Genomic DNA, 18,173 nt, shown 5'->3' on the forward strand with positions numbered 1-18,173 from the left:
CGCTTCGTGCGGGGTCTCGTCTGTCTCGCTTTCCCGCAGGAGTCGAGCGATGCTTCTCCAAACAACGCAATGTATCATACTATTATTTTAGTCACGCTTTCCTTTATAATAAAAGAATTAATGTACAGGTGGTGTCCCCGATAATTTCAAATCAAGAAACCCTTCATTTAAGTCCATACATGGCGATCTACGATATTGTTGTGCCAAAAGATAATATGCTTCGCCAAATCAATGAACTTGTTGATTTTTCATTCATTTTAGAAGAGTTAAAAACAAAATATTGTTTAGACAATGGACGTAATGCTATTCCTCCAATTCGCATGTTTAAGTACTTATTATTAAAAGCGATTTATGATGTATCAGACGTCGACCTAGTAGAACGCTCAAAGTATGATATGTCATTCAAATATTTCTTGGATATGGCGCCAGAAGATCCGGTCATTGATCCAAGTTCGCTTACAAAATTCCGTCGGCTTCGTCTCCAAGACGTAAGCTTATTAGACATGCTCATTGGGAAAACAGTTGAGATCGCATTGGAGAAAAAAATCATCAACAGTCAAACGATTATTGTGGATGCCACACATACAAAAGCACGTTACAACCAAAAATCACCGAAAGAATTTTTACAAGAGAAATCAAAAAACGTTCGAAAAGCTGTCTATAAAATAAACGAATCGATGAAAAATAAATTCCCCGCAAAGACCACTTCTAACGAAGTAAAGGATGAATTAGCTTACTGTAAGGAAATCATTTCAGTCATTGAAAAGGAACCACAAATTGCACAAATACCAGCTGTCAAAGAAAAACTGAATGTCTTAAAAGAAGTCGTAGAAGATTTCCAAGAACATCTAAATTACTCTTCTGATGCGGATGCGCGAAAAGGGCATAAGACGGCGGAATCTTCTTTCTTCGGGTACAAGACACATATCGCACTGAGTGATGAACGTATTATTACAGCGGCTGTCATTACAACAGGTGAAAAAAGCGATGGGAAATATCTTCAAGAATTAATTGAAAAAAGCACACAAGCAGGTATGAAAATTAATACAGTTATTGGAGACACAGCTTACTCTGAAAAGGGAAATATCGAATATACAAAAGAAGAGAAAATCGCACTTGTGGCAAAGTTGAATCCTATTCTTACACAAGGACCACGAAAAGAAGAAGACAAGTTTGAGTTTAATAAAGATGCTGGAATGTTTATTTGTAAAGCCGGTCATCTCGCGACAAAAAAAGCACGTACAGGTAAAAAAGGAACGAGTAAGAGTCAAAGTCAGACATATTATTTTGATATTGAAAAATGCAAAGTATGTCCAATGAGAGAGGGCTGTTATAAAGAAGGAGCAAAAAGTAAAACATATTCTGTCACAATTAAGTCGGATACACATGCCGAACAAGAGGCATTTCAAAATACGGAAGCATTTAAGCAATTAGCCGCAAATCGCTACAAAGTAGAAGCGAAGAATAGTGAATTAAAAAACGGACACGGGTACGATACGGCATCGACTGCGGGTCTATTTGGCATGGAAATTCAAGGTGCTACAACGATATTCGCCGTCAATTTGAAACGGATATTAAAGCTACTAAACGAAAATGAATAAGGAATAGAGACAGAAATAAGGCACTTCCTGTTCAAAATGAACTGCTCCCTGTCAAGTAGACAGTGGAAATAATAAAAATGCTTTAAGCGGCTTGAGTCCTGAATTCTAAAGGACTCAAGCCGTTTAATGTTTCTTGATAACGTTCGTTGTTATAGAATTCGATGTACGTATCAATGGCGTGTTTTAATGCCTCAAACGTCTCAAACTTATGTAAATAATACTTTTCTACTTTCAGTGTCCCCCAAAACGCTTCAATTGGCCCATTATCGATGCAACGGCCGACTCTCGACATACTATGTGTTAGGTTTGCCTTCTTCATAATTCGCTTAAATTCTTTAGATGTATATTGATACCCACGATCACTATGTAAAAGCGGAAACTCATCTTTTGACAGTTGACGAATAGCTGGTCTTACCGTCTCAAAAACAAGGTCATTATTGTTTGAATGACCTAATACGTAACTCACAATGGACTTATCATAAAGATCGATAATCGCACTTAAATAAGCCTTCTTACCGTTACCATACTTGAACTCTGTCACATCTGTACACCATTTCTGATTCGGCTTTTCGGCTGTAAACATACGTGCTAACACGTTTTCTGCTACGTAATCCGGTTTCACCTTTCGGTACTTTTTCGGACGACGGCGAATCACCGCCTCTAAACCACAAATTTGCATTAGACGATAAATACGCTTCTTATTCACTTTCGCTAAGTTTTCTTTTTCACGTTGGCGGTTAATAGTCATTGCGATACGGCGGTAGCCATAAATGCCATCTAATTGTGTATATAAGTGTTGGATAGACGCCATTAGCTGTTGGTTCTCCAATTCCCGTGCTGAGGGTTGACGATTGAGCCATTTGTAATAAGCTGCACGGGATACCTTGGCGATTTTACATAATAAAATAATCGATAAGTTTTCATGCTTCGCTAGCTCTTGGATCGCGAAATAAAGGCTTTGAATGCGAACTTTACTTAACGATACCTCCTTTCGATTTCCTCTAACTTTTTTAGTAGTAAATTTTCTGCACGTAATCGTTCATTTTCGCGCTCCATCTGTTGAATTTTTAAGCGTAATTCATCTTCTGGTGTGCGTTCTTCTGCTGGTTTTGTACGACCTCGTTGATCTTGAAGGGCCTTTTCCCCATCTTGTTCAAACTTACGTACCCATTGATACACCTGTTGATAAGATACCTCATATTGTGCTGCTGTCTCTTGAAAATTCTTCGCGTTTGCTAGGCAGGCTTTGACGATTTCAATGCGTTCTACTACGGTTGTTTTTCTTCCTTTAGTCATAGTTTGGCTCATTCCTTTACCCGAATCTTTTAATTCACTATGACTAGTATAGGTTTTTAACCATGATTTGAACAACGACCAACTGCTAATTTCATATGTTGAGAGGATTTCGTACATTGAATACTTTTTTGTTAAGTAGTCTGCTACTGCTCGTTCTTTTAGTTCTTTGGAGTAAAACTTATTTTTCTTAGCTGGCGTTAATGCTTCAATTCCCCCGGTTTTAAATTTAGTACGCCAGCTTTTAAATGTGTAAGTCGAAATAGCGTACTTTTCACAAATTTCTCGAATAGAATAAAGCTCTTCCTCTACATATTGAAGAGCTAACAATTTCATTTCAGGTGTTATTAATTGTTTCGTCATAAAAAACTCCCCATTTAATAAACAGATTTTATTTTTTAATCTGTCTACCTAATGGGGAGCATATCAAAATTGAACAAGAAGTGCCTTATTATTATCTGAAAAAGGTTCGCTTTTATGAAAACGTAAGTTTTTCAGTGCCCTCCATGAATCCCACCGTCTTTTTCAGAGGAAACATTAAGTCAATTCAATCACATACAACGGATTTACAACATACACGAATGTTTAAGAAAACAGTACGTGATTTATACGATTTATCAAACGGCAGAACGGTTGGACAGCTTGCGCTAGTCTACTCGGTATTGCCGTTTTTGAATTTCGAGACAAATATCGTTTGTCACAATCCTGATGAAACGGATCCTGATCGTTTACAACCGATGAATATTGAAAGTTTAGCGGAGTTACTAGGATATGCGAATGCTGCAAAGCTGAAATTGACGATGAATCGCGTGAAAATTGACGGAAAAGTTGTATTTGGATTCTTCGAAAACACGAATGACCGACGTCAAAAAGGAATCACAGTAAACCCACGCGTAGTATTTGGCGGAAATGGTGAGCAGTTACAAGCAATAAGAACACAATTTAATCGATTTGGAGGAGTTTAAGAATGAAGCTAAAACAAACAATTACGCAGATTGACGTCGCAGAATATGATGTTCAAATCGAAATCTCAGACGGGAGCATTTATGCCGAAAATTTTACTCAGAGCAATGCAGTTTATCCGGCATTTAAGACGCTCATTCGTGTGCTGCAACCTTTTAAGGACGTAGCTTTACACGTTCAAACGAATAGCCAGCCACTCGCTGACGAATACAATGCAACTCAGCAGAATCCTAACGCAGCTTTATTGAATCACTTGAAGATGGTAATTGCGCGACAAAATCTCGATGTCACGATCGAGTACGTAGCGTAAATATAAACACTTGAAATGAAAAGGAGCAGATATGAAATGACATTAGAATACCTTCAATTAATCGCAAAACTAGCTTACATCGAAACAAGACTTGCGCTTGCTATGGAAGTAGGTGAGCGCCATGTGTAAAGAACTTACTTGCCGAATCTGTAACGAGACAAAAGTAATTGAGCTATTCCGCCGTGATGCGAAAAGTAAAACAGGACATCAGAATATCTGTAACGAGTGTAGGAAGCAGCACAGAAGGGAGAATGGTGAATATGCTCGACAGCGTGCTTACGCATATGCCGTTAAAGCCGGACAAACTACACCGATGGTAAGCGCTGCGTATATCGAAACCATTTTGACGGAGGCATGTGTATATTGTGGTTGTGATTTTACTGACGGCAATGTAGTCGCCACTTGTGACCACGTATATCCGCAATCAAGTAGTTATGGTGGAGTTAATATTGAGGCTAATGTCTTGCCTGCGTGTAGGTCTTGTAATAGTACAAAGCATGATTTATTTGCGATAGAAGCATTCGATAAATATCCAGAGCGATTCAAACCGGAACTATTACGTCCGTTCGTACAGCGTTTTATAGGAGGTCTTATTGGTCGGAAACTGACTGACATTGAAGTTGAACAAATGATAGGTCACTTACGCGATGAAGCTGCAGAGGTTCGACGTAATGAGGCGAAACAAAAGGCGGTGCAATACGCTGTCTAATAATCGAGAAGTTGAAGCCTGGCGCTTTGGCTTGCTATCAATCGTTGCCTTGCGAGAGGTTCCGTTCCTGTCACTATTAATTTACGAAACTGACGAAAGTGGCATATCCAATTTAATTGGCGAAATCTCAAAGCCTTACGACGATGTAATCGACTTGCTAGACGATTTATATACGTATGAAATAAACGAGCTGCAGACGGATAGTCAAGAGCTGTACCGAGACTTAATGAGCGCTCAATTCCCAGTAATTTATCGGCGTGAAGTCGAAGGGACTCGCGAGCAGATTACCCGTAACGAGGAAATGTTAGTCGAATTATTCGAGTTGGACAAGCAAGACGAACAGCCAATGCCTGTTATTCCGACATGGCGATTGTGGTGTATCGACAAGCTAGAAAAAATTATTCAAATACTAAAAACAAAGGGGATAAAATCAGATGACAATTAAAGAACACGAGTTTAAATTATTACAAGATTACAGAAAAGAAGGGGCTGAAAGAGCAGCTAAACACTTGCAATATCAAACAAACTTAGAAAGTGCTCGCGCACGTTTAAGTGAGTTATAGACACAATATGAGCATACGTTTACAGATAGCGTTAAACATGGTACAGATGCGACTGCTCAACTTGATAAAATCGACGGAGATATCGCTTTACAGAAAGAGGTTGTTGCACGTCGTGAGCGTGATTTAGCGTTGGCACACGCAGCTATGCCGGAAGGTACAATTTCATCTGTAGACGTAGTAAACGAATATCAAAAAGTGTTTGTACCTAAAGTTAGATCGGAATATGAACCGATTGTCGAGGCAAAATTAAAAATGGCAAGGGACTTACTGCTAAGTTGTATTATTGATCATCGCGAAGGCGAAGATGCTTACGGATATTTACGTGAGGAGATTGCTGAAATCTCTAGAGCAAATCGATCACAAGGTAAAACGAGCGAGATTGAGGCGATTGCTCACCCGACAGGTACAGCGAAAGTTATGCGAAGTCAAGGAGCTGTAAAAGGAGTACGCGAGGTGATAAACCAAGTTAGTCTATTTACACACGGGCATAACCCGAACGATTTCGAATATATCGCAGAAGTGCCAACAAAAACAAAAGGAGCGAAATAATTATGATAAATTACAATATCGTGCGATCAGAACTAACAAAAAAATTGGCGGCAGGAACAGTTACTCGTGATGACATTTCTGCATCCATGCAAATGGCTCGCGCATTAGGTTCAGAAAGTGCTCGCGTTCTTTATGTACAAATTAAACGACAAGTTGAGGCAAATGAAGAAAAAGAATCAACGGAAATTGAGGCAGTAGACGCATAGTAATTAACGACAAACCGAATAACGCAATATTAACGCAAAGGCATGACTTAACCGTCGTGTCTTTTTTCTATTCATAAACCGCAAGGGGGATGCGAGAAATGAAAATAAATCACCGCAGACAGGAAGTAACACAAATACTAGGCGATAACGAAGTAATACTCGCTGCGGCTACGTTTGTAGTTGAAGTAGAGCGATTGCACGGTAAGGTCGCGCAATTAAAAGTTAAGCAAGCTGAGCAATTTCGTATACCACTTTTAGCTATCGCAATGAGTGGTCGGATACAAGCGAATCACGCTCGCAAACGCTTAGAGGCATTAAACGCCGCAATCGAATATGCAAATGGTGATATAAGCGCACGCAAACGATATATTGCAGCAAGCCAACAAGCCGATCGTTTAGCGGAAATAGTGGCAAAGAGAGTTGATCGCATCTAAAATGATAAATTTAACGGCCGTATTTAAGATGCGTGACCAGGGTTCGCAACAGATGCGTAAACTCACGCGGATGATGGAGGGTATGAACCGGACAAGCCGTACAACTAGCGATAGCATGTCGAGAGCGCAATCAGCGACTAATCGTCTTGGTAGTGCGGTATCATCCGCATCTAATCGAATGGGTGGATTTGCTGCGCAAGTCAGTCGTTTGCATGTTAGCTCAAACGGACTCAGCGCTTCATTCGGCGGACTACAGAGTACACTTGTCGGACTTGCTGGTGCATATCTGACAGCACAAGGGGCGGCCAAAGCGTTTGATGCGACAATTGGCGCTGCAGCGCGCTATGAGCAGTCAGAGGTCGCAGTTAAAGCAATATTTAACGATACTCAAAAATCGGATGCCTACATGAAGATGGTCGATAAAATGGCGATCGATAGTCCTTTGCTAAATTCTACGGATATGCTTGCTTCGTCAAAATCACTTGTAGCGATGACTAAAGACGTTGATGAACTTGGCAAAGCGTGGTCGATTATCGAACGTCTTATGGTTCGACCCTACGCAAGGCACAGACGGAGCAGCCTTCGCTTTGAAGGAGCTCTGGCAAGGTGATGCTATGTCGATGGTTGAGCGGTTTGGGCTTGATAGGCAAAAGCTTAATGATATTAAGAAGATGGATATTCCAAAGCAAATTTCAGAGATTAACAAGATGTTAGACGGTATGGGAATCACACAGAAAACTGTAGATAAAATGGGAGACACAACTAAAGGTTTGTGGGCACAATTGGGTGAGAAGTCCAGGACATTCTTTAAAGACATCGGCATGGAGAGTAATGGTAAACTTGCAGACTTTTTACGGCGAATGAATAAGATGTTTGACGGACTTGACACCAAAGCTATCAGCGACAAGTTAGGTGCGATGCTCGGCAAAGCAACCGATAAAGCAATTGCCTTGTATGATTTATTCGTAAAATGGCGAAAGCCAATCGCACATGCTGCAACCGCAATCGCAACGTTTGTAGCTGCATTAGCTGTGGTAGGGACAATATCGGCATTGGCTAATCCAATCTCGCTAATCGCCGCTGGTATAGCCGCAGCAGCAGTCGGACTTAAAGCACTCTACGACAATAGCCAAAGTTTCCGAGGAGCTATCGACGGCATTGTTGGTAAAGTAAAAGAGTTGTGGTCCGCATTTAAGACGGGCGGTACAGGTGGCTTAATCAGCACACTATTCCCGCCGGATATAGCAACAAAGGTGAATGCGGTAGTAGACGGTATCAAAACGAAAATCTCGACGTTAATGACAGCATTTAAAGAGGGCGGATTTAGAGGCGTTCTTGAAACGCTCATATCTCCAGAAGCAATTGACGCTATTGTATCGCGATTCTCTACGTTGAAAGAGCAGTTTATGATGGTGTTCTCAAGCATCGTTGGCTACGTAGTGCCAGTACTTCAATCGTTTTGGGCTATGGCTCAGCCGATACTTGGCGCTTTGTGGAACGCCATGAAAATGGTAGCAGATGTTGCAATGTTAGCGTGGAATAACATTCTTGCGCCAGCGATTACGTTTGTTATGACCGGGTTCCAGATGATGTGGGCGGTTGTTGGTCCAGTATTAGAGCTTATGGGCTCAGTAATCGGAGCAACTTTCGAAGTTTTACGATTAGTATGGGATACGATCATCGGTCCATTTATAGCATTCCTATCCGGAGCATTCACGCAAGCTTTCGGCATGGCTACGGAAATAGTAAAAGCATTAACTCCTGTATTTGAAACACTTGGCGGATGGATTAGTAAGGCAGCTGGTTATTTGAAAGATTTCGCTAACATTCTCGGTAAAATTAAGGTGCCAGATTGGATCGGAAGTATCGGCTCAAACGCTGTTAGTTGGGCTAAGAACCTATTACCTGGCGGCGGAGGTAAAGGCGGTAAGAAATCTCACTACAGCGGACTAGATTCCGTTCCATACGATGGCTACTCAGCGCGTCTCCATAAAGGAGAACGCGTTTTAACTGCGCGAGAAAACAAGGAATATTCGGAAGGCAAAGGCGGGAACGGTACTGGCGGAGTAATCATTTCCGGCAATTCGTTCACAGTCCGCGAAGAAGCAGACATCGAAAAGATTGCGTATAAACTAGCGAAATTAATCGAAAGGCAGGCGACGCAGGTTGGCTAAAAATCGTATTGAATTTTGGTTAAAAGATCGGCATAACGTTTATACAACGAAGGCAGGCATCGAATTTACAGCGGTGCTTGCCGTCTTTTTTATGCCTAATTGCGTAAGAACTAAATATATAAAGGAGAGACGTTATGTACGATCGATTAATCGTAGGGCAGCGCAATGTTAAGCCGTATCTAGTAAGTGATAAAGACATCGCCAGGTTACGAGAAAAATTTAACGGAAAAGAAAAGAAGGTACGGGCGGTTGTCCTTCTAGCGCAGAATAGCGGTTATATAAAGATGGAAGAAGTGGCGTTCCTATGTAAAATTACGCGCATGACATTATATCGCTGGCGTATGCAGGATAAGACGTTTCAAAAGGAGTGCGATAGGTTGCTCGATAAGGCGTTTAAACATACGAGAAATGAGTACAATAGAATAACGCGACGTCGTGTGTTTTCATTAGCGGAATTATGCGGAGGATGGTACGGGTATCGTAACTTGGAGGATATAATCTACGATTTACCGCTATTATAAAATGTTACATTTTTACTCATTTGAGAACGTTTTGGGGGCGTAAAATACCGGGCAGACGCCTTTTACGGACGCGCCCTCAAAACACTTTGGGAAGTCACATTACTTCGCTATATTGACGCAGCTTTAACGCACATATAATAGAAGGAACTCGGATTTGTGGCGATTTACATAAGTAAGATGACGTAATGTTAACGCAGATACACCGGGCAGGCGATCGGATTGGACGGGGCGGTCTGAAACTCATGGGGGTTGCATTACCGATAGAGTACACTTATGTGGTAACGAAAATGAATGCTTACAATCGTTGGTATAGCGCCATTCTTAAATTACCGTTTGACTGTTACCGTAATTATTGGTACGATAATGGTAACAATAACGAGTAAAGGCGGTAATACGATGACAACTTACGGTTATGTACGAGTATCAACAGTTGAGCAGAACGAGGCTCGTCAGCTTGCGACAATGAAGGAGCTAGGCGTTGAGCGTAAGAATGTATTCGTCGATAAAGCGTCTGGTAAGGATACGAACCGTCCGCAATATCAAGAGTTACGCAGCATTATACAAAGTGGTGACTTAATCTATATGGACGACTTAGATCGACTAGGACGCTCATATGACGATGTAATTGACGAGTGGAAGTATATCACGCGGAAGGTAGGCGCGGACATCGTTATAACGTCCAATGCAGAGCTATTCGATAGTAGACGGTTTAAGTCTATGGGTGACATCGGTAAGCTATTAGAGGATCAATTCCTATCAATGTTAGCGTATGTTGCGGAGCAAGAACGTAAGAAGAATAAGCGTCGTCAACGTGAAGGAATTGAAATCGCTAAAGCCAAAGGGAAGTTTAAAGGACGTAAAACGAAGTTAGTTGAAGGCGGAGAAGAAGAAGTCAGACGCAACGCAATCATTAAAGATTATCAAGACGGCGTTTCAATCGCTGACATTCGTAAGACTTACAAAGTTGGAACAGGAACGATTTATCGATTGCTTGAACGTGAAGGAATAAAACGATAACAAAACGATCAATGAACGAATTAAACCTCGTTTGTTGGTCGTTCTTTTTTTGCGTTGAAAGTGCGTGACCCCCAAAGCCCTCGATTCTGACAGGCGTCATCTGTTGCTCTGACATTACATACAACTTTTTTTCATTTGGGGGTTATAAAAGGGAAAATAATTAATAAGTAGAATAAATAGGTGGGAGGGGTGTAAATGTTATCCATTTTTAAGAAGAAGCCAGGCGGAATTATCCGTCATTTAGCGTTAGAGGATTTTTATAGTACGTTATCCGAGTCGGAAATTGAAGAAATTAAAGATGCTTTAGGACATCCGTATCAATTAACGACAGGTAAACCGTACAGACGTGACGATCTTGATAAAGGAGACCGAACTTATGTCGGAGATAGATGGAAATTCCTATGGTCAATGTCTCAAGGAAGTAACAGCGTTTTAAAACGAAAGTTACTTTTAGAGTCGATCAAATATACCAATAATGATGTTGATCGATACTTTTCACTTCGTGACTTAGCTGAACTAGCGTATAAAGAAGGGGATTACGTAGCATGTGAGCGTTACGCACTCGTAGTATTGCCGATGATTAAAACGATTAAAGAAGATCGCATCTTTAATGGGGCACAGGACTTATTCCCGTTTAAACGATTGGCAATTCTATATGAGAAGCAAGGACGCATACAAGCTGCAATATCCATAGCGGAAGAAGCCTTAATTTATAGTCTGAATGACGGTACGAAAGGCGGCTACGAAGGTCGCATCGAGAAATTAAAACGTAAAGCAAACAAAATGAAATAAACTAAAAACGATTGAGCTTCGGCTTGATCGTTCTTTTTTTGAGCTGTCAGACGCATCGAGAATCGTTGAATCGGATAGTTGATCGTCTCGAGTCGTTTCACATTAGTATTTTTTACGGTTTAATAATGCGAAAATACTGACGGAAAAATAACGCAACATATATAGTAGTTATTTTATCCGAAGCTGATGTTTATCTCGCTATATGTTCGGATATATTACGATATAGAGAGGTGACAACGTATGAATGATAAACGAATTTTTACAGGTAAATATGTGCAAGAAGAATTAGGAATCGACGATAAAAAGCTAAGTAAATTAGCAGATTATTTCTCGGATAGAATCGATGGATTTGCTGAATATGTAGGGAAATGGAGGAAGTACACTAAACGTGAAATCGAATTTATTCGCTATTTCTTACGCGAGAGAGAACGTTTTGACGTTGATAGCGTCGTCACAAAAGACGCCTATGATATGTACTACGAATGTAAATAATTAATATCGCTTGCAATGCGGATTTATCATCGGTTATAATCGGGAATAATTAGTAGTTACGAAGGCGGTCAATTATGCGTAATCAATGACCGTTCTAACTACGCAAATTGAACGGTTATTATTGACGAAATGATATTGCGGCGGGGGTTCGAATCCCTCCTGGGACGTCTATAACAAAATAAAGGTTGATTTTCAACCGAAAAGAAAAACACTTAAAGCCTTATGCATACTAGGTTTTGAGTGTTTTTTTATATTTTGATAAATATTGAAAATCGCAATAGAAATTCATCCTGGTCACTGGATTAATCCAGGTAGTGGTGCTTCGGGAATATTAAATGAAGTTACTGAAGCTCGTAGGGTAGCAAAACGAGTTTATGAGATATTAAAGGCTTCAAAAGTACCATGCACATACTACGAGGACAATTCATCAACAAACCAACGTCAAAATATAAATTATCTAGTTAGCCAACACAACAAGGACCGCGATGGTCTAATTGTCTCTATACACTTTAATTCTGGTGGGAATAGCTCAAAGCCGATTGGTACAGAGGTACTATATTATGACCAACAAGCATTAGCTGCGCGTATTTCGAAGGCTATTTCAGTGGCAACTGGTGGAGGGTTATTGAATAGAGGCGCAAAACAGCGATTAGATTTAGGTGTTCTCGCTAGCACGTATGAGCCAGCCATTTTAATAGAAGTATGCTTTGTAAATTCAACAGTGGACGCTGCTATTTATCGACGCGATTTCGAGAAGATATGTACGGCTATTGCAAAAGAATTAGCAGCATATTTGGGTAAAACAGTGCCTTCCACACAATCAATTGAGGAGGACAAACCAACAGAAAAGGATGATAAAATGCAATTTTCGAATGAGACTACACAAGCAGCAGTACGTGAACACATTAAACAAACGGTAGATAAAAAGCTGATTGATAAGTCATGGCTAGATAAATTTGATAATGGAACTATGACAAGTGGCGATTATGAGGGTTTGAAACTTATCATTGAACAGCGTACAAAATAAATAAGTGTAAGAAGGCTTAATTGCACAGGCAGTAAAGGATGGTATTATTCAAGCTTCACACTTGAAGGATTTACAAAGTGGTACTATGACTACTGACCGTTTAATTGGGTTGTATATTACAATTCAACAGCGGAGAGGTAAATAGTAAATAAATGAAGTAAGACCAATTATTATGGGGAATTTTCAAAAAATGCTAAGATTGAAAAATAGAATGGGAGGAAAATAAATTGATTACATTAAAACCTATGAACCAAGAAGAGTTCAAACATTATATCAGTTTTGCAATTGAAGACTATGCAAAAGACAAGATCGCTTCTGGGAATTGGAGTGAAGATGAAGCGATTGATTTGTCGAAGAAATCATTTAATCAACTGCTACCAAAAGATGAGAAGACCGAGAATAATCATTTATTCTCTATCTTTCACAATGATATTTTAGTTGGAATGATTTGGATTGCACAAAAAGACCCTACAAAACCTAATGAAGGTTTTATTTATGATTTTATGATTTTTGAACAATATCAAGGGCAGGGTTATGCTAAGAAAGCAATGAAAGAAATTGAAACTATTGCTAAAGGGTTAGGTGTAAATAAAATTGGTTTACACGTTTTTGGTCAAAATAAAATTGCACGTGGCTTATATGAAAAAATGGGTTATGAAATTACGAATATAACAATGGCTAAAACAATTTGATCATGTAACAGAAGTGCCCAGGTACTCAATTAATTTTGAGTCCTAGGCTTTTTTGTGTTTCCGTTAAAATGTCTTAAATCGATCGTTTATAAGCATTTATTGTCGAAGTATATTGAAATAATTTAGGGTTTACTAGACCCTCTCGCAAATCAATCATCCCTAATTGTCCCATTCTATTCAATAAAGGAACTAACCAACTACCACTTGGAGCACCTTGTAACACTTTAATTTGATCGGATGATAACTTTGAAACTTTACTAGCATCAATAGGTTCTTTTGCATTTTCTATTGTTTCTTGAAAAGCTTTCAAATCAGTTTTATACATATTCTCGCCAACTTGTTCAGTAAAACCTTTATATCCGTAAGCTCCTTGAAGGATAGTTAACCTTATACTCAAATCTTCCATAGAAACCATTTTTAAAATACACCTCTCTTCAATGGATTCTTGAATTATAAATGTGGAATATTTATAGTTCTTTCAATGGTGTTCCAAGGGTAATTTTGTGAAGTAGAATTAAACTTATATAATGCAGAAGTTCCACTTGAGATTTTTAAGTCTGAATTAAAAGTTACTGTATGATAAAACGCATCTATAATTCTGTCATTATTTGTATCTATAGAAGCTACATTAATTTTATAATCACGATTTTAATAAGTAATACGCTCATCATCTAACCATTGATTGTCATTTCCATAACCAACTTCCATAACTGCTACAGAAACAGTGCCTGAAACTGCATGAGAAGTTTGCTGCAAGCCAATATTCTCAGTATGTTGATTGATTGTTCCAACTTGAGATACTACTTTGTCAATATAAAGAGCTGTTAATGGTGCTGCTGGACCTCTTAGAACTGGACTATTTTTTAATTCTTCTTTAACTTTAGCAGCCTCATCTGAAGTTACCTGTGTAATAGTCCAATCAGGGTGTTCTGTTTTTAGATTTTCAATTAATGGATCTGCTTCATCGTATCTTTTTCTATTTCTGAAGCTTCAGCTGTATTTAGTCCCAACAACCCACTTGTTAAAATTCCAACAGCTAGTAAATATTTTTTCATATGTACATCTCCCTTTTGATTTTTTTGTGTTACAAGGGTATTATCGGTTAAAAATGTAAATATGTTAATAAATTTCCTTAATTTGGGCTCATCGCCAATATACGGGGATGACAAAATCAATGACCTGTTTCCAAACGTAAACGGAGGAAAAGATGGGCATCATTTCGGTAGCCAAAACCACGTCTTTTGATGAGCTTAATTTTATTATTTGTGCCTTCCATAATGCCGTTTGAGAAAGGTGAGTATATGGTATCTACCATTGCTTTCTCACGAACAATCACGGTTTTAGCTATCTTTGAAACTACACCACTTGTGTGAAATTGATAGCGTTCGAGCCAGTTTTTTAAGCGCTTTGTTGCTTGTGTATCCGTTGTAGTTTTTAACACATAACGCATGTAATTCAATGCTTGATAGATATGCTTTGTATGAAAATCTTCCCGTAGCCATTCACGCACAAAACCACGTTCTTCCTCTGTTAACTCTTCCGGTTTTCGCGCTAAACAGCGGTCGATAAATCGGGATTTGTGCTGCTTTTTTGCTTCACCTAAGTAACGTTGTCTGCGCAGCTGGGCATCGGTGAAAAATTGAATCAAATGAAAGCGGTCCAATACATGAAAGAGAAAAGATTATGCTTGTTGACATTAGGTATCTCGCCTAAAATATGGATCATAGGGGCAAGCGGAAAGGAATGAAAACTAATAAAAAAGATGTAAACAAGTACATAAAGAAAATAGTGAATAATCCCCTTTTGTTAAGCTATTCAAAACTAGGTGAAAGAGTGGAGGTATCTAAAAGGGTAACCTCATGGATACACGGGCAAGCATTACCCCCACTCGCGTTGATAGAAGGTCAAAGTGATCTTAGCAGGGATTTATTTTCTACTGCTTGATTCCCAATTTAACAGATTCAGAAGAAAGTATTAAAAAAGAGAAGAAGGCAATAGTATGTCATCAAAAATGTTTACTTTTAGTTTATACTTGAGGAGAGAGAAATAATATGAAAAAAATTGAGCGTATTCTTTCTGTAATTGTATTGCTTTTAGAAAATGAAATTCTTTCAACAGCTAAATTAGCTGAACGATTCAATGTATCTAAAAGAACAATCTTTCGTGATATTGAAACAATCGAGAATGCAGGATTTCCAATAATATCTGTTCCAGGTAGTAAAGGTGGTTTTTCTTTGCTTCCATCATTTAAACTACGAACACTAACGTATAATAATAAAGAAAAGCAAGATATTCTAACGGCGATTAATGTAAAAGATGAACTACTAGGTATAACCAATCAGCAAAGTACAATTAAAGAAAAAATAAGTTTAATGTATGAGGGAAATGATAGTCAACCTAATCAGTTTTCAGTTAAATCCCCTACTGTTCATCGACCAGAAATCGAAAAAAGTATTCAACAGAAATTGGGAACTATCGAATCATCGTTAAGAAACAATGAAAAACTTGGTATCGTCTATGTAGATAGTTATGGGAATTTCACTAAAAGAACTGTTCATCCTTATGAATTATCTTTATTAAATGGCAGTTGGTATCTTTTTGCCTTTTGCGAAACTCGAGAAGATTTTCGCTATTTCAAAATAACTAGAATACGTCAAATCGAAAATCTTAAAACTGTTTTCAAAAAAACTATAGTGACTAATAAAAAATGGTTGCAATCTGAAAATATGATAGTACAGCTTAAATTTAAACGAGAAAGTTTAGGAATGCTTTATGATTACTATTTGGAAGAAGAAATTGAAGTTCAAGAGAACCATATCATAGTTTCTTTTCATTCGCTGAATTTATTTACTATTTTGCCCCAGTTATTGGTGTTTGGAAATGATGTACAAGTTATACACCCTCCGATGTTGAGAAAACAGCATAAGTTAATAATAGAAAATTTAGCGAAAACTTATAAATGATGACATACTGCTGTCATCTTTAGAATGATAAATTAAAACTCCCAAACAAGTTGGGAGATATTCATTTTAGGAGATGACAGACATGGAATTTAAAGTTGTGCAAAAAGAAGAATTCAGAATTACAGGGTTATCAAGAAAATATCCTTTAGTAAATGATGGCGAAAATTTTAATGGTATATCTGAGATGTGGGCTAACTTATCTCAAGAGCAAATGCAGGATATTCTACGTTTTTCTAATGGTAATATAAATGGATTTTTAGGTGTATCAACTGAAAATAAGCAACCTTTTTTTCAATATACAATTGGTGTAACTACTAATGAACAAAAAAACGATCTGGTGATCGAAATTCCGGCAGCGACTTGGCTAGTATTCACTTGTTTGGGAGTATTGCCCAGTGCAATGATAAACCTCAAGGAAAAAGTTCTTAAAGAATGGTTACCTAGTTCAAAGTATAGTCAAGCTAATATTCCTAGAATAGAAATCTATTCACAAGGTGACATGAGTGCAGCGACCTACAAATCTGAGCTGTGGATTCCTGTGATAACTACTAATTAATACGAAAATTTATCTAATTTTTTGAAAGGAGTGATAAAAATGAAACCTATGGAGAATTTAGCTGTTGAAACTATTTTTAGTAATTATCCTATTGAATATCAAAAACCACTATTACAAATTAGAGAGCTTATTTTTAATATAGCAGAACAAGTTTCTCCCAATGAAACTGTTTTAGAAAGTCTTAAATGGAATCAGCCTAGCTATACTATAAAAAGTGCTTCTCCGCTCAGAATAGACTGTTTTGAAGAAGATAAGATTGCCATCTTTTTTCATTGTCAAACAACCTTAGTAGAAACATTTAGAGAGATGTTTCCAAATGTGCTTGAGTTTTCAAAAAACCGAGCCATTGTGCTAGATCCCAAAGAAGAACTACCAATTGGTGAGATCTCTGTTTGCATTCAAATGGCATTAACCTATCATAGGAAATAAACTGATAATTTCTCGTATAGTGTTCTCTGACGTGCGTGCAAATATTTTTTTGTTGGTCACAGACTTTAAAATAAAAGGAAGGTCAAACCAAGCTTTTCTTAAAAACTTAATAGTTATAAATAAGCCCTGCTAAGAAAAATCTTAGCAGGGTTTTTGGCAGGAATCTATATTATATTATGCCGTTTGGTGTCCGGAAGAATTTTTCCAACAACAATTAAATCGTGAAGGTTGCCAAGAAAACGAACCTAATAATCCGAAACCTCGCAAATATAGCGACATGAATTCCAAAAATGGTGTAAAGGCATTTAAAAAAGCAAAAGGCCTTATTTCAATGGCTTCTTAAACAATCTAATAAATCACTTGGGAAAGATATTGTTCGGTAGAAGGAGGTAAAAATTCAATGGAATTTTGGGCGATAGGTTACAAGTATAAAGAAGGTGTATATTACGATTATGCAACAGACGATTTAGCTGTTGAATTAAAGGAAACGTGCTTTTTACCAACTAAAGAAGTTGCCGAGGACTATATCAGAAATGAATTTGATGATGAATATGTAGCTGTAAAAATTGATTTACTACGTTTAGAAGCAAATGGAGTATGGGCTTATTCTTCTAGTCATGAACCAAAATGGGATGATTTTTAATCAGCATTCCATCAAAATTACTGAACAATTTGAGGATCGTGTCAGAACCATTACGTGTAGTAGGGGGTGAGGCATTGATAAGCATTTTGTACAGTAACTAACGCATAAAAAAAGACCAGAGCAACCACTCAAGTCAGTAAAATTATATATTTTAATATTATAAACTCAAACTTCGCAGACTGAAATCGACAAATAAGCCTTGATATAATTAGGAAGGCTGGCGATCCATTGCTGAAGTT

The 18,173-nt window shown here is 38.2% G+C and carries 24 protein-coding genes; 21 read left to right on the forward strand and 3 right to left on the reverse strand.

From position 1 onward, the window contains the following. The first annotated feature begins 140 nt into the window (after positions 1-140). The gene (locus AN161_RS01935; RefSeq protein ID WP_053592720.1) at positions 141-1,601 is read left to right on the forward strand and encodes an IS1182 family transposase; all 1,461 of its coding nucleotides are present in this window, start codon (positions 141-143) and stop codon (positions 1,599-1,601) included. 82 nt (positions 1,602-1,683) lie between these two features. On the opposite strand, the gene AN161_RS28090 is transcribed toward AN161_RS01935, so the two are convergent. Continuing rightward, a protein-coding gene (locus tag AN161_RS28090; RefSeq protein WP_143114552.1) for an IS3 family transposase occupies positions 1,684-3,257 on the reverse strand; the annotation gives its coding sequence in 2 pieces (ribosomal slippage) (positions 1,684-2,615 and positions 2,615-3,257; 1,575 coding nt in all). A gap of 218 nt (positions 3,258-3,475) precedes the next feature. Here AN161_RS28090 and AN161_RS01950 point away from each other — a divergent pair. The 16 genes from AN161_RS01950 to AN161_RS02020 all read left to right on the forward strand — a co-directional run bounded on the left by AN161_RS01950 (position 3,476) and on the right by AN161_RS02020 (position 13,343). Continuing rightward, on the forward strand, positions 3,476-3,859 hold the full coding sequence (locus tag AN161_RS01950) for a hypothetical protein (RefSeq protein WP_143114554.1): 384 nt from the start codon (positions 3,476-3,478) through the stop codon (positions 3,857-3,859). Positions 3,860-3,861: 2 nt separating this feature from the next. Then, positions 3,862-4,167, forward strand: coding sequence for a hypothetical protein (locus tag AN161_RS01955; RefSeq protein ID WP_053592699.1), 306 nt, complete (start codon positions 3,862-3,864; stop codon positions 4,165-4,167). 121 nt (positions 4,168-4,288) lie between these two features. Further along, positions 4,289-4,876 carry an HNH endonuclease gene (locus tag AN161_RS01960; protein WP_053592700.1) on the forward strand — a complete coding sequence of 196 codons (588 nt, stop codon included), beginning with the start codon at positions 4,289-4,291 and terminating at the stop codon, positions 4,874-4,876. Then, positions 4,839-5,321 carry a hypothetical protein gene (locus AN161_RS01965; RefSeq protein ID WP_053592701.1) on the forward strand — a complete coding sequence of 161 codons (483 nt, stop codon included), beginning with the start codon at positions 4,839-4,841 and terminating at the stop codon, positions 5,319-5,321. Before AN161_RS01960 ends, AN161_RS01965 begins: the two co-directional genes overlap by 38 nt. Then, on the forward strand, positions 5,311-5,439 hold the full coding sequence (locus tag AN161_RS30915; RefSeq protein ID WP_277815917.1) for a hypothetical protein: 129 nt from the start codon (positions 5,311-5,313) through the stop codon (positions 5,437-5,439). The genes AN161_RS01965 and AN161_RS30915 overlap by 11 nt, the downstream gene beginning before the upstream one ends. Before the next feature lie 129 nt (positions 5,440-5,568). Beyond that, complete coding sequence (locus AN161_RS01970; RefSeq protein WP_053592702.1) at positions 5,569-5,988, forward strand: hypothetical protein; 420 nt, start codon at positions 5,569-5,571, stop codon at positions 5,986-5,988. 2 nt (positions 5,989-5,990) lie between these two features. Next, positions 5,991-6,194 (forward strand): hypothetical protein, encoded by a 204-nt coding sequence (locus AN161_RS01975; RefSeq protein WP_053592703.1) that lies wholly within the window; start codon positions 5,991-5,993, stop codon positions 6,192-6,194. Between the two features lie 98 nt (positions 6,195-6,292). Beyond that, positions 6,293-6,628: a hypothetical protein gene (locus tag AN161_RS01980; RefSeq protein WP_053592704.1), complete on the forward strand. Its 336-nt coding sequence runs from the start codon at positions 6,293-6,295 to the stop codon at positions 6,626-6,628. An 82-nt stretch (positions 6,629-6,710) separates the two neighbouring features. Then, complete coding sequence (locus AN161_RS01985; RefSeq protein ID WP_143114556.1) at positions 6,711-7,238, forward strand: hypothetical protein; 528 nt, start codon at positions 6,711-6,713, stop codon at positions 7,236-7,238. A 211-nt stretch (positions 7,239-7,449) separates the two neighbouring features. After that, positions 7,450-8,802: a hypothetical protein gene (locus AN161_RS01990; protein ID WP_143114558.1), complete on the forward strand. Its 1,353-nt coding sequence runs from the start codon at positions 7,450-7,452 to the stop codon at positions 8,800-8,802. A 134-nt stretch (positions 8,803-8,936) separates the two neighbouring features. Continuing rightward, positions 8,937-9,323 (forward strand): phBC6A51 family helix-turn-helix protein, encoded by a 387-nt coding sequence (locus AN161_RS01995; RefSeq protein WP_053592707.1) that lies wholly within the window; start codon positions 8,937-8,939, stop codon positions 9,321-9,323. A gap of 396 nt (positions 9,324-9,719) precedes the next feature. After that, positions 9,720-10,340, forward strand: coding sequence for a recombinase family protein (locus AN161_RS02000; protein WP_053592721.1), 621 nt, complete (start codon positions 9,720-9,722; stop codon positions 10,338-10,340). Positions 10,341-10,535: 195 nt separating this feature from the next. Then, complete coding sequence (locus tag AN161_RS02005) at positions 10,536-11,132, forward strand: hypothetical protein (protein ID WP_053592708.1); 597 nt, start codon at positions 10,536-10,538, stop codon at positions 11,130-11,132. A gap of 240 nt (positions 11,133-11,372) precedes the next feature. Beyond that, positions 11,373-11,624: a hypothetical protein gene (locus AN161_RS02010; protein ID WP_053592709.1), complete on the forward strand. Its 252-nt coding sequence runs from the start codon at positions 11,373-11,375 to the stop codon at positions 11,622-11,624. Between the two features lie 265 nt (positions 11,625-11,889). Continuing rightward, positions 11,890-12,651, forward strand: a complete 762-nt coding sequence (locus AN161_RS28095; RefSeq protein ID WP_053592710.1) for an N-acetylmuramoyl-L-alanine amidase — start codon at positions 11,890-11,892, stop codon at positions 12,649-12,651. Positions 12,652-12,878: 227 nt separating this feature from the next. After that, positions 12,879-13,343: a GNAT family N-acetyltransferase gene (locus AN161_RS02020; protein WP_053592711.1), complete on the forward strand. Its 465-nt coding sequence runs from the start codon at positions 12,879-12,881 to the stop codon at positions 13,341-13,343. A 73-nt stretch (positions 13,344-13,416) separates the two neighbouring features. Here the strand turns inward: AN161_RS02020 and AN161_RS02025 are convergent, their stop codons facing one another. Further along, a complete protein-coding gene (locus tag AN161_RS02025) occupies positions 13,417-13,758 on the reverse strand; it encodes a hypothetical protein (RefSeq protein ID WP_053592712.1) in 342 nt (113 codons plus the stop codon). A 756-nt stretch (positions 13,759-14,514) separates the two neighbouring features. Beyond that, positions 14,515-15,006 (reverse strand): transposase, encoded by a 492-nt coding sequence (locus AN161_RS02035; RefSeq protein ID WP_075807151.1) that lies wholly within the window; start codon positions 15,004-15,006, stop codon positions 14,515-14,517. 388 nt (positions 15,007-15,394) lie between these two features. On the opposite strand from AN161_RS02035, the gene AN161_RS02045 reads away from it, so the two are divergent. The 4 genes from AN161_RS02045 (at position 15,395) to AN161_RS02060 (ending at position 17,934) form a co-directional block, all read left to right on the forward strand. Continuing rightward, positions 15,395-16,306 carry a YafY family protein gene (locus tag AN161_RS02045; RefSeq protein WP_053592716.1) on the forward strand — a complete coding sequence of 304 codons (912 nt, stop codon included), beginning with the start codon at positions 15,395-15,397 and terminating at the stop codon, positions 16,304-16,306. Positions 16,307-16,388: 82 nt separating this feature from the next. Continuing rightward, positions 16,389-16,862 carry a GyrI-like domain-containing protein gene (locus AN161_RS02050; protein WP_053592717.1) on the forward strand — a complete coding sequence of 158 codons (474 nt, stop codon included), beginning with the start codon at positions 16,389-16,391 and terminating at the stop codon, positions 16,860-16,862. Positions 16,863-16,901: 39 nt separating this feature from the next. After that, positions 16,902-17,291 carry a DUF1801 domain-containing protein gene (locus tag AN161_RS02055; RefSeq protein WP_053592718.1) on the forward strand — a complete coding sequence of 130 codons (390 nt, stop codon included), beginning with the start codon at positions 16,902-16,904 and terminating at the stop codon, positions 17,289-17,291. A 400-nt stretch (positions 17,292-17,691) separates the two neighbouring features. Continuing rightward, positions 17,692-17,934 carry a hypothetical protein gene (locus AN161_RS02060; protein WP_053592719.1) on the forward strand — a complete coding sequence of 81 codons (243 nt, stop codon included), beginning with the start codon at positions 17,692-17,694 and terminating at the stop codon, positions 17,932-17,934. Positions 17,935-18,173 lie beyond the last annotated feature (239 nt).

It is taken from the genome of Lysinibacillus sp. FJAT-14222 (assembly GCF_001278875.1).
Taxonomy (GTDB): domain Bacteria; phylum Bacillota; class Bacilli; order Bacillales_A; family Planococcaceae; genus Lysinibacillus; species Lysinibacillus agricola.

What these genes read in the sequence shown, in the direction of transcription:
- AN161_RS01950 (WP_143114554.1), top strand. Translation starts at nt 3,476, where the DNA reads ATGTTTAAGAAAACAGTACGTGATTTATACGATTTATCAAACGGCAGA.
- AN161_RS02005 (WP_053592708.1), top strand. Translation starts at nt 10,536, where the DNA reads ATGTTATCCATTTTTAAGAAGAAGCCAGGCGGAATTATCCGTCATTTA.
- AN161_RS01995 (WP_053592707.1), top strand. Translation starts at nt 8,937, where the DNA reads ATGTACGATCGATTAATCGTAGGGCAGCGCAATGTTAAGCCGTATCTA.
- AN161_RS01960 (WP_053592700.1), top strand. Translation starts at nt 4,289, where the DNA reads ATGTGTAAAGAACTTACTTGCCGAATCTGTAACGAGACAAAAGTAATT.
- AN161_RS01975 (WP_053592703.1), top strand. Translation starts at nt 5,991, where the DNA reads ATGATAAATTACAATATCGTGCGATCAGAACTAACAAAAAAATTGGCG.
- AN161_RS02050 (WP_053592717.1), top strand. Translation starts at nt 16,389, where the DNA reads ATGGAATTTAAAGTTGTGCAAAAAGAAGAATTCAGAATTACAGGGTTA.
- AN161_RS02010 (WP_053592709.1), top strand. Translation starts at nt 11,373, where the DNA reads ATGAATGATAAACGAATTTTTACAGGTAAATATGTGCAAGAAGAATTA.
- AN161_RS02060 (WP_053592719.1), top strand. Translation starts at nt 17,692, where the DNA reads ATGGAATTTTGGGCGATAGGTTACAAGTATAAAGAAGGTGTATATTAC.
- AN161_RS02055 (WP_053592718.1), top strand. Translation starts at nt 16,902, where the DNA reads ATGAAACCTATGGAGAATTTAGCTGTTGAAACTATTTTTAGTAATTAT.
- AN161_RS02000 (WP_053592721.1), top strand. Translation starts at nt 9,720, where the DNA reads ATGACAACTTACGGTTATGTACGAGTATCAACAGTTGAGCAGAACGAG.
- AN161_RS01980 (WP_053592704.1), top strand. Translation starts at nt 6,293, where the DNA reads ATGAAAATAAATCACCGCAGACAGGAAGTAACACAAATACTAGGCGAT.
- AN161_RS01955 (WP_053592699.1), top strand. Translation starts at nt 3,862, where the DNA reads ATGAAGCTAAAACAAACAATTACGCAGATTGACGTCGCAGAATATGAT.
- AN161_RS02025 (WP_053592712.1), bottom strand. Translation starts at nt 13,758, where the DNA reads ATGGTTTCTATGGAAGATTTGAGTATAAGGTTAACTATCCTTCAAGGA.
- AN161_RS01985 (WP_143114556.1), top strand. Translation starts at nt 6,711, where the DNA reads ATGAACCGGACAAGCCGTACAACTAGCGATAGCATGTCGAGAGCGCAA.
- AN161_RS01965 (WP_053592701.1), top strand. Translation starts at nt 4,839, where the DNA reads ATGAGGCGAAACAAAAGGCGGTGCAATACGCTGTCTAATAATCGAGAA.
- AN161_RS02045 (WP_053592716.1), top strand. Translation starts at nt 15,395, where the DNA reads ATGAAAAAAATTGAGCGTATTCTTTCTGTAATTGTATTGCTTTTAGAA.
- AN161_RS01990 (WP_143114558.1), top strand. Translation starts at nt 7,450, where the DNA reads ATGGAGAGTAATGGTAAACTTGCAGACTTTTTACGGCGAATGAATAAG.
- AN161_RS30915 (WP_277815917.1), top strand. Translation starts at nt 5,311, where the DNA reads ATGACAATTAAAGAACACGAGTTTAAATTATTACAAGATTACAGAAAA.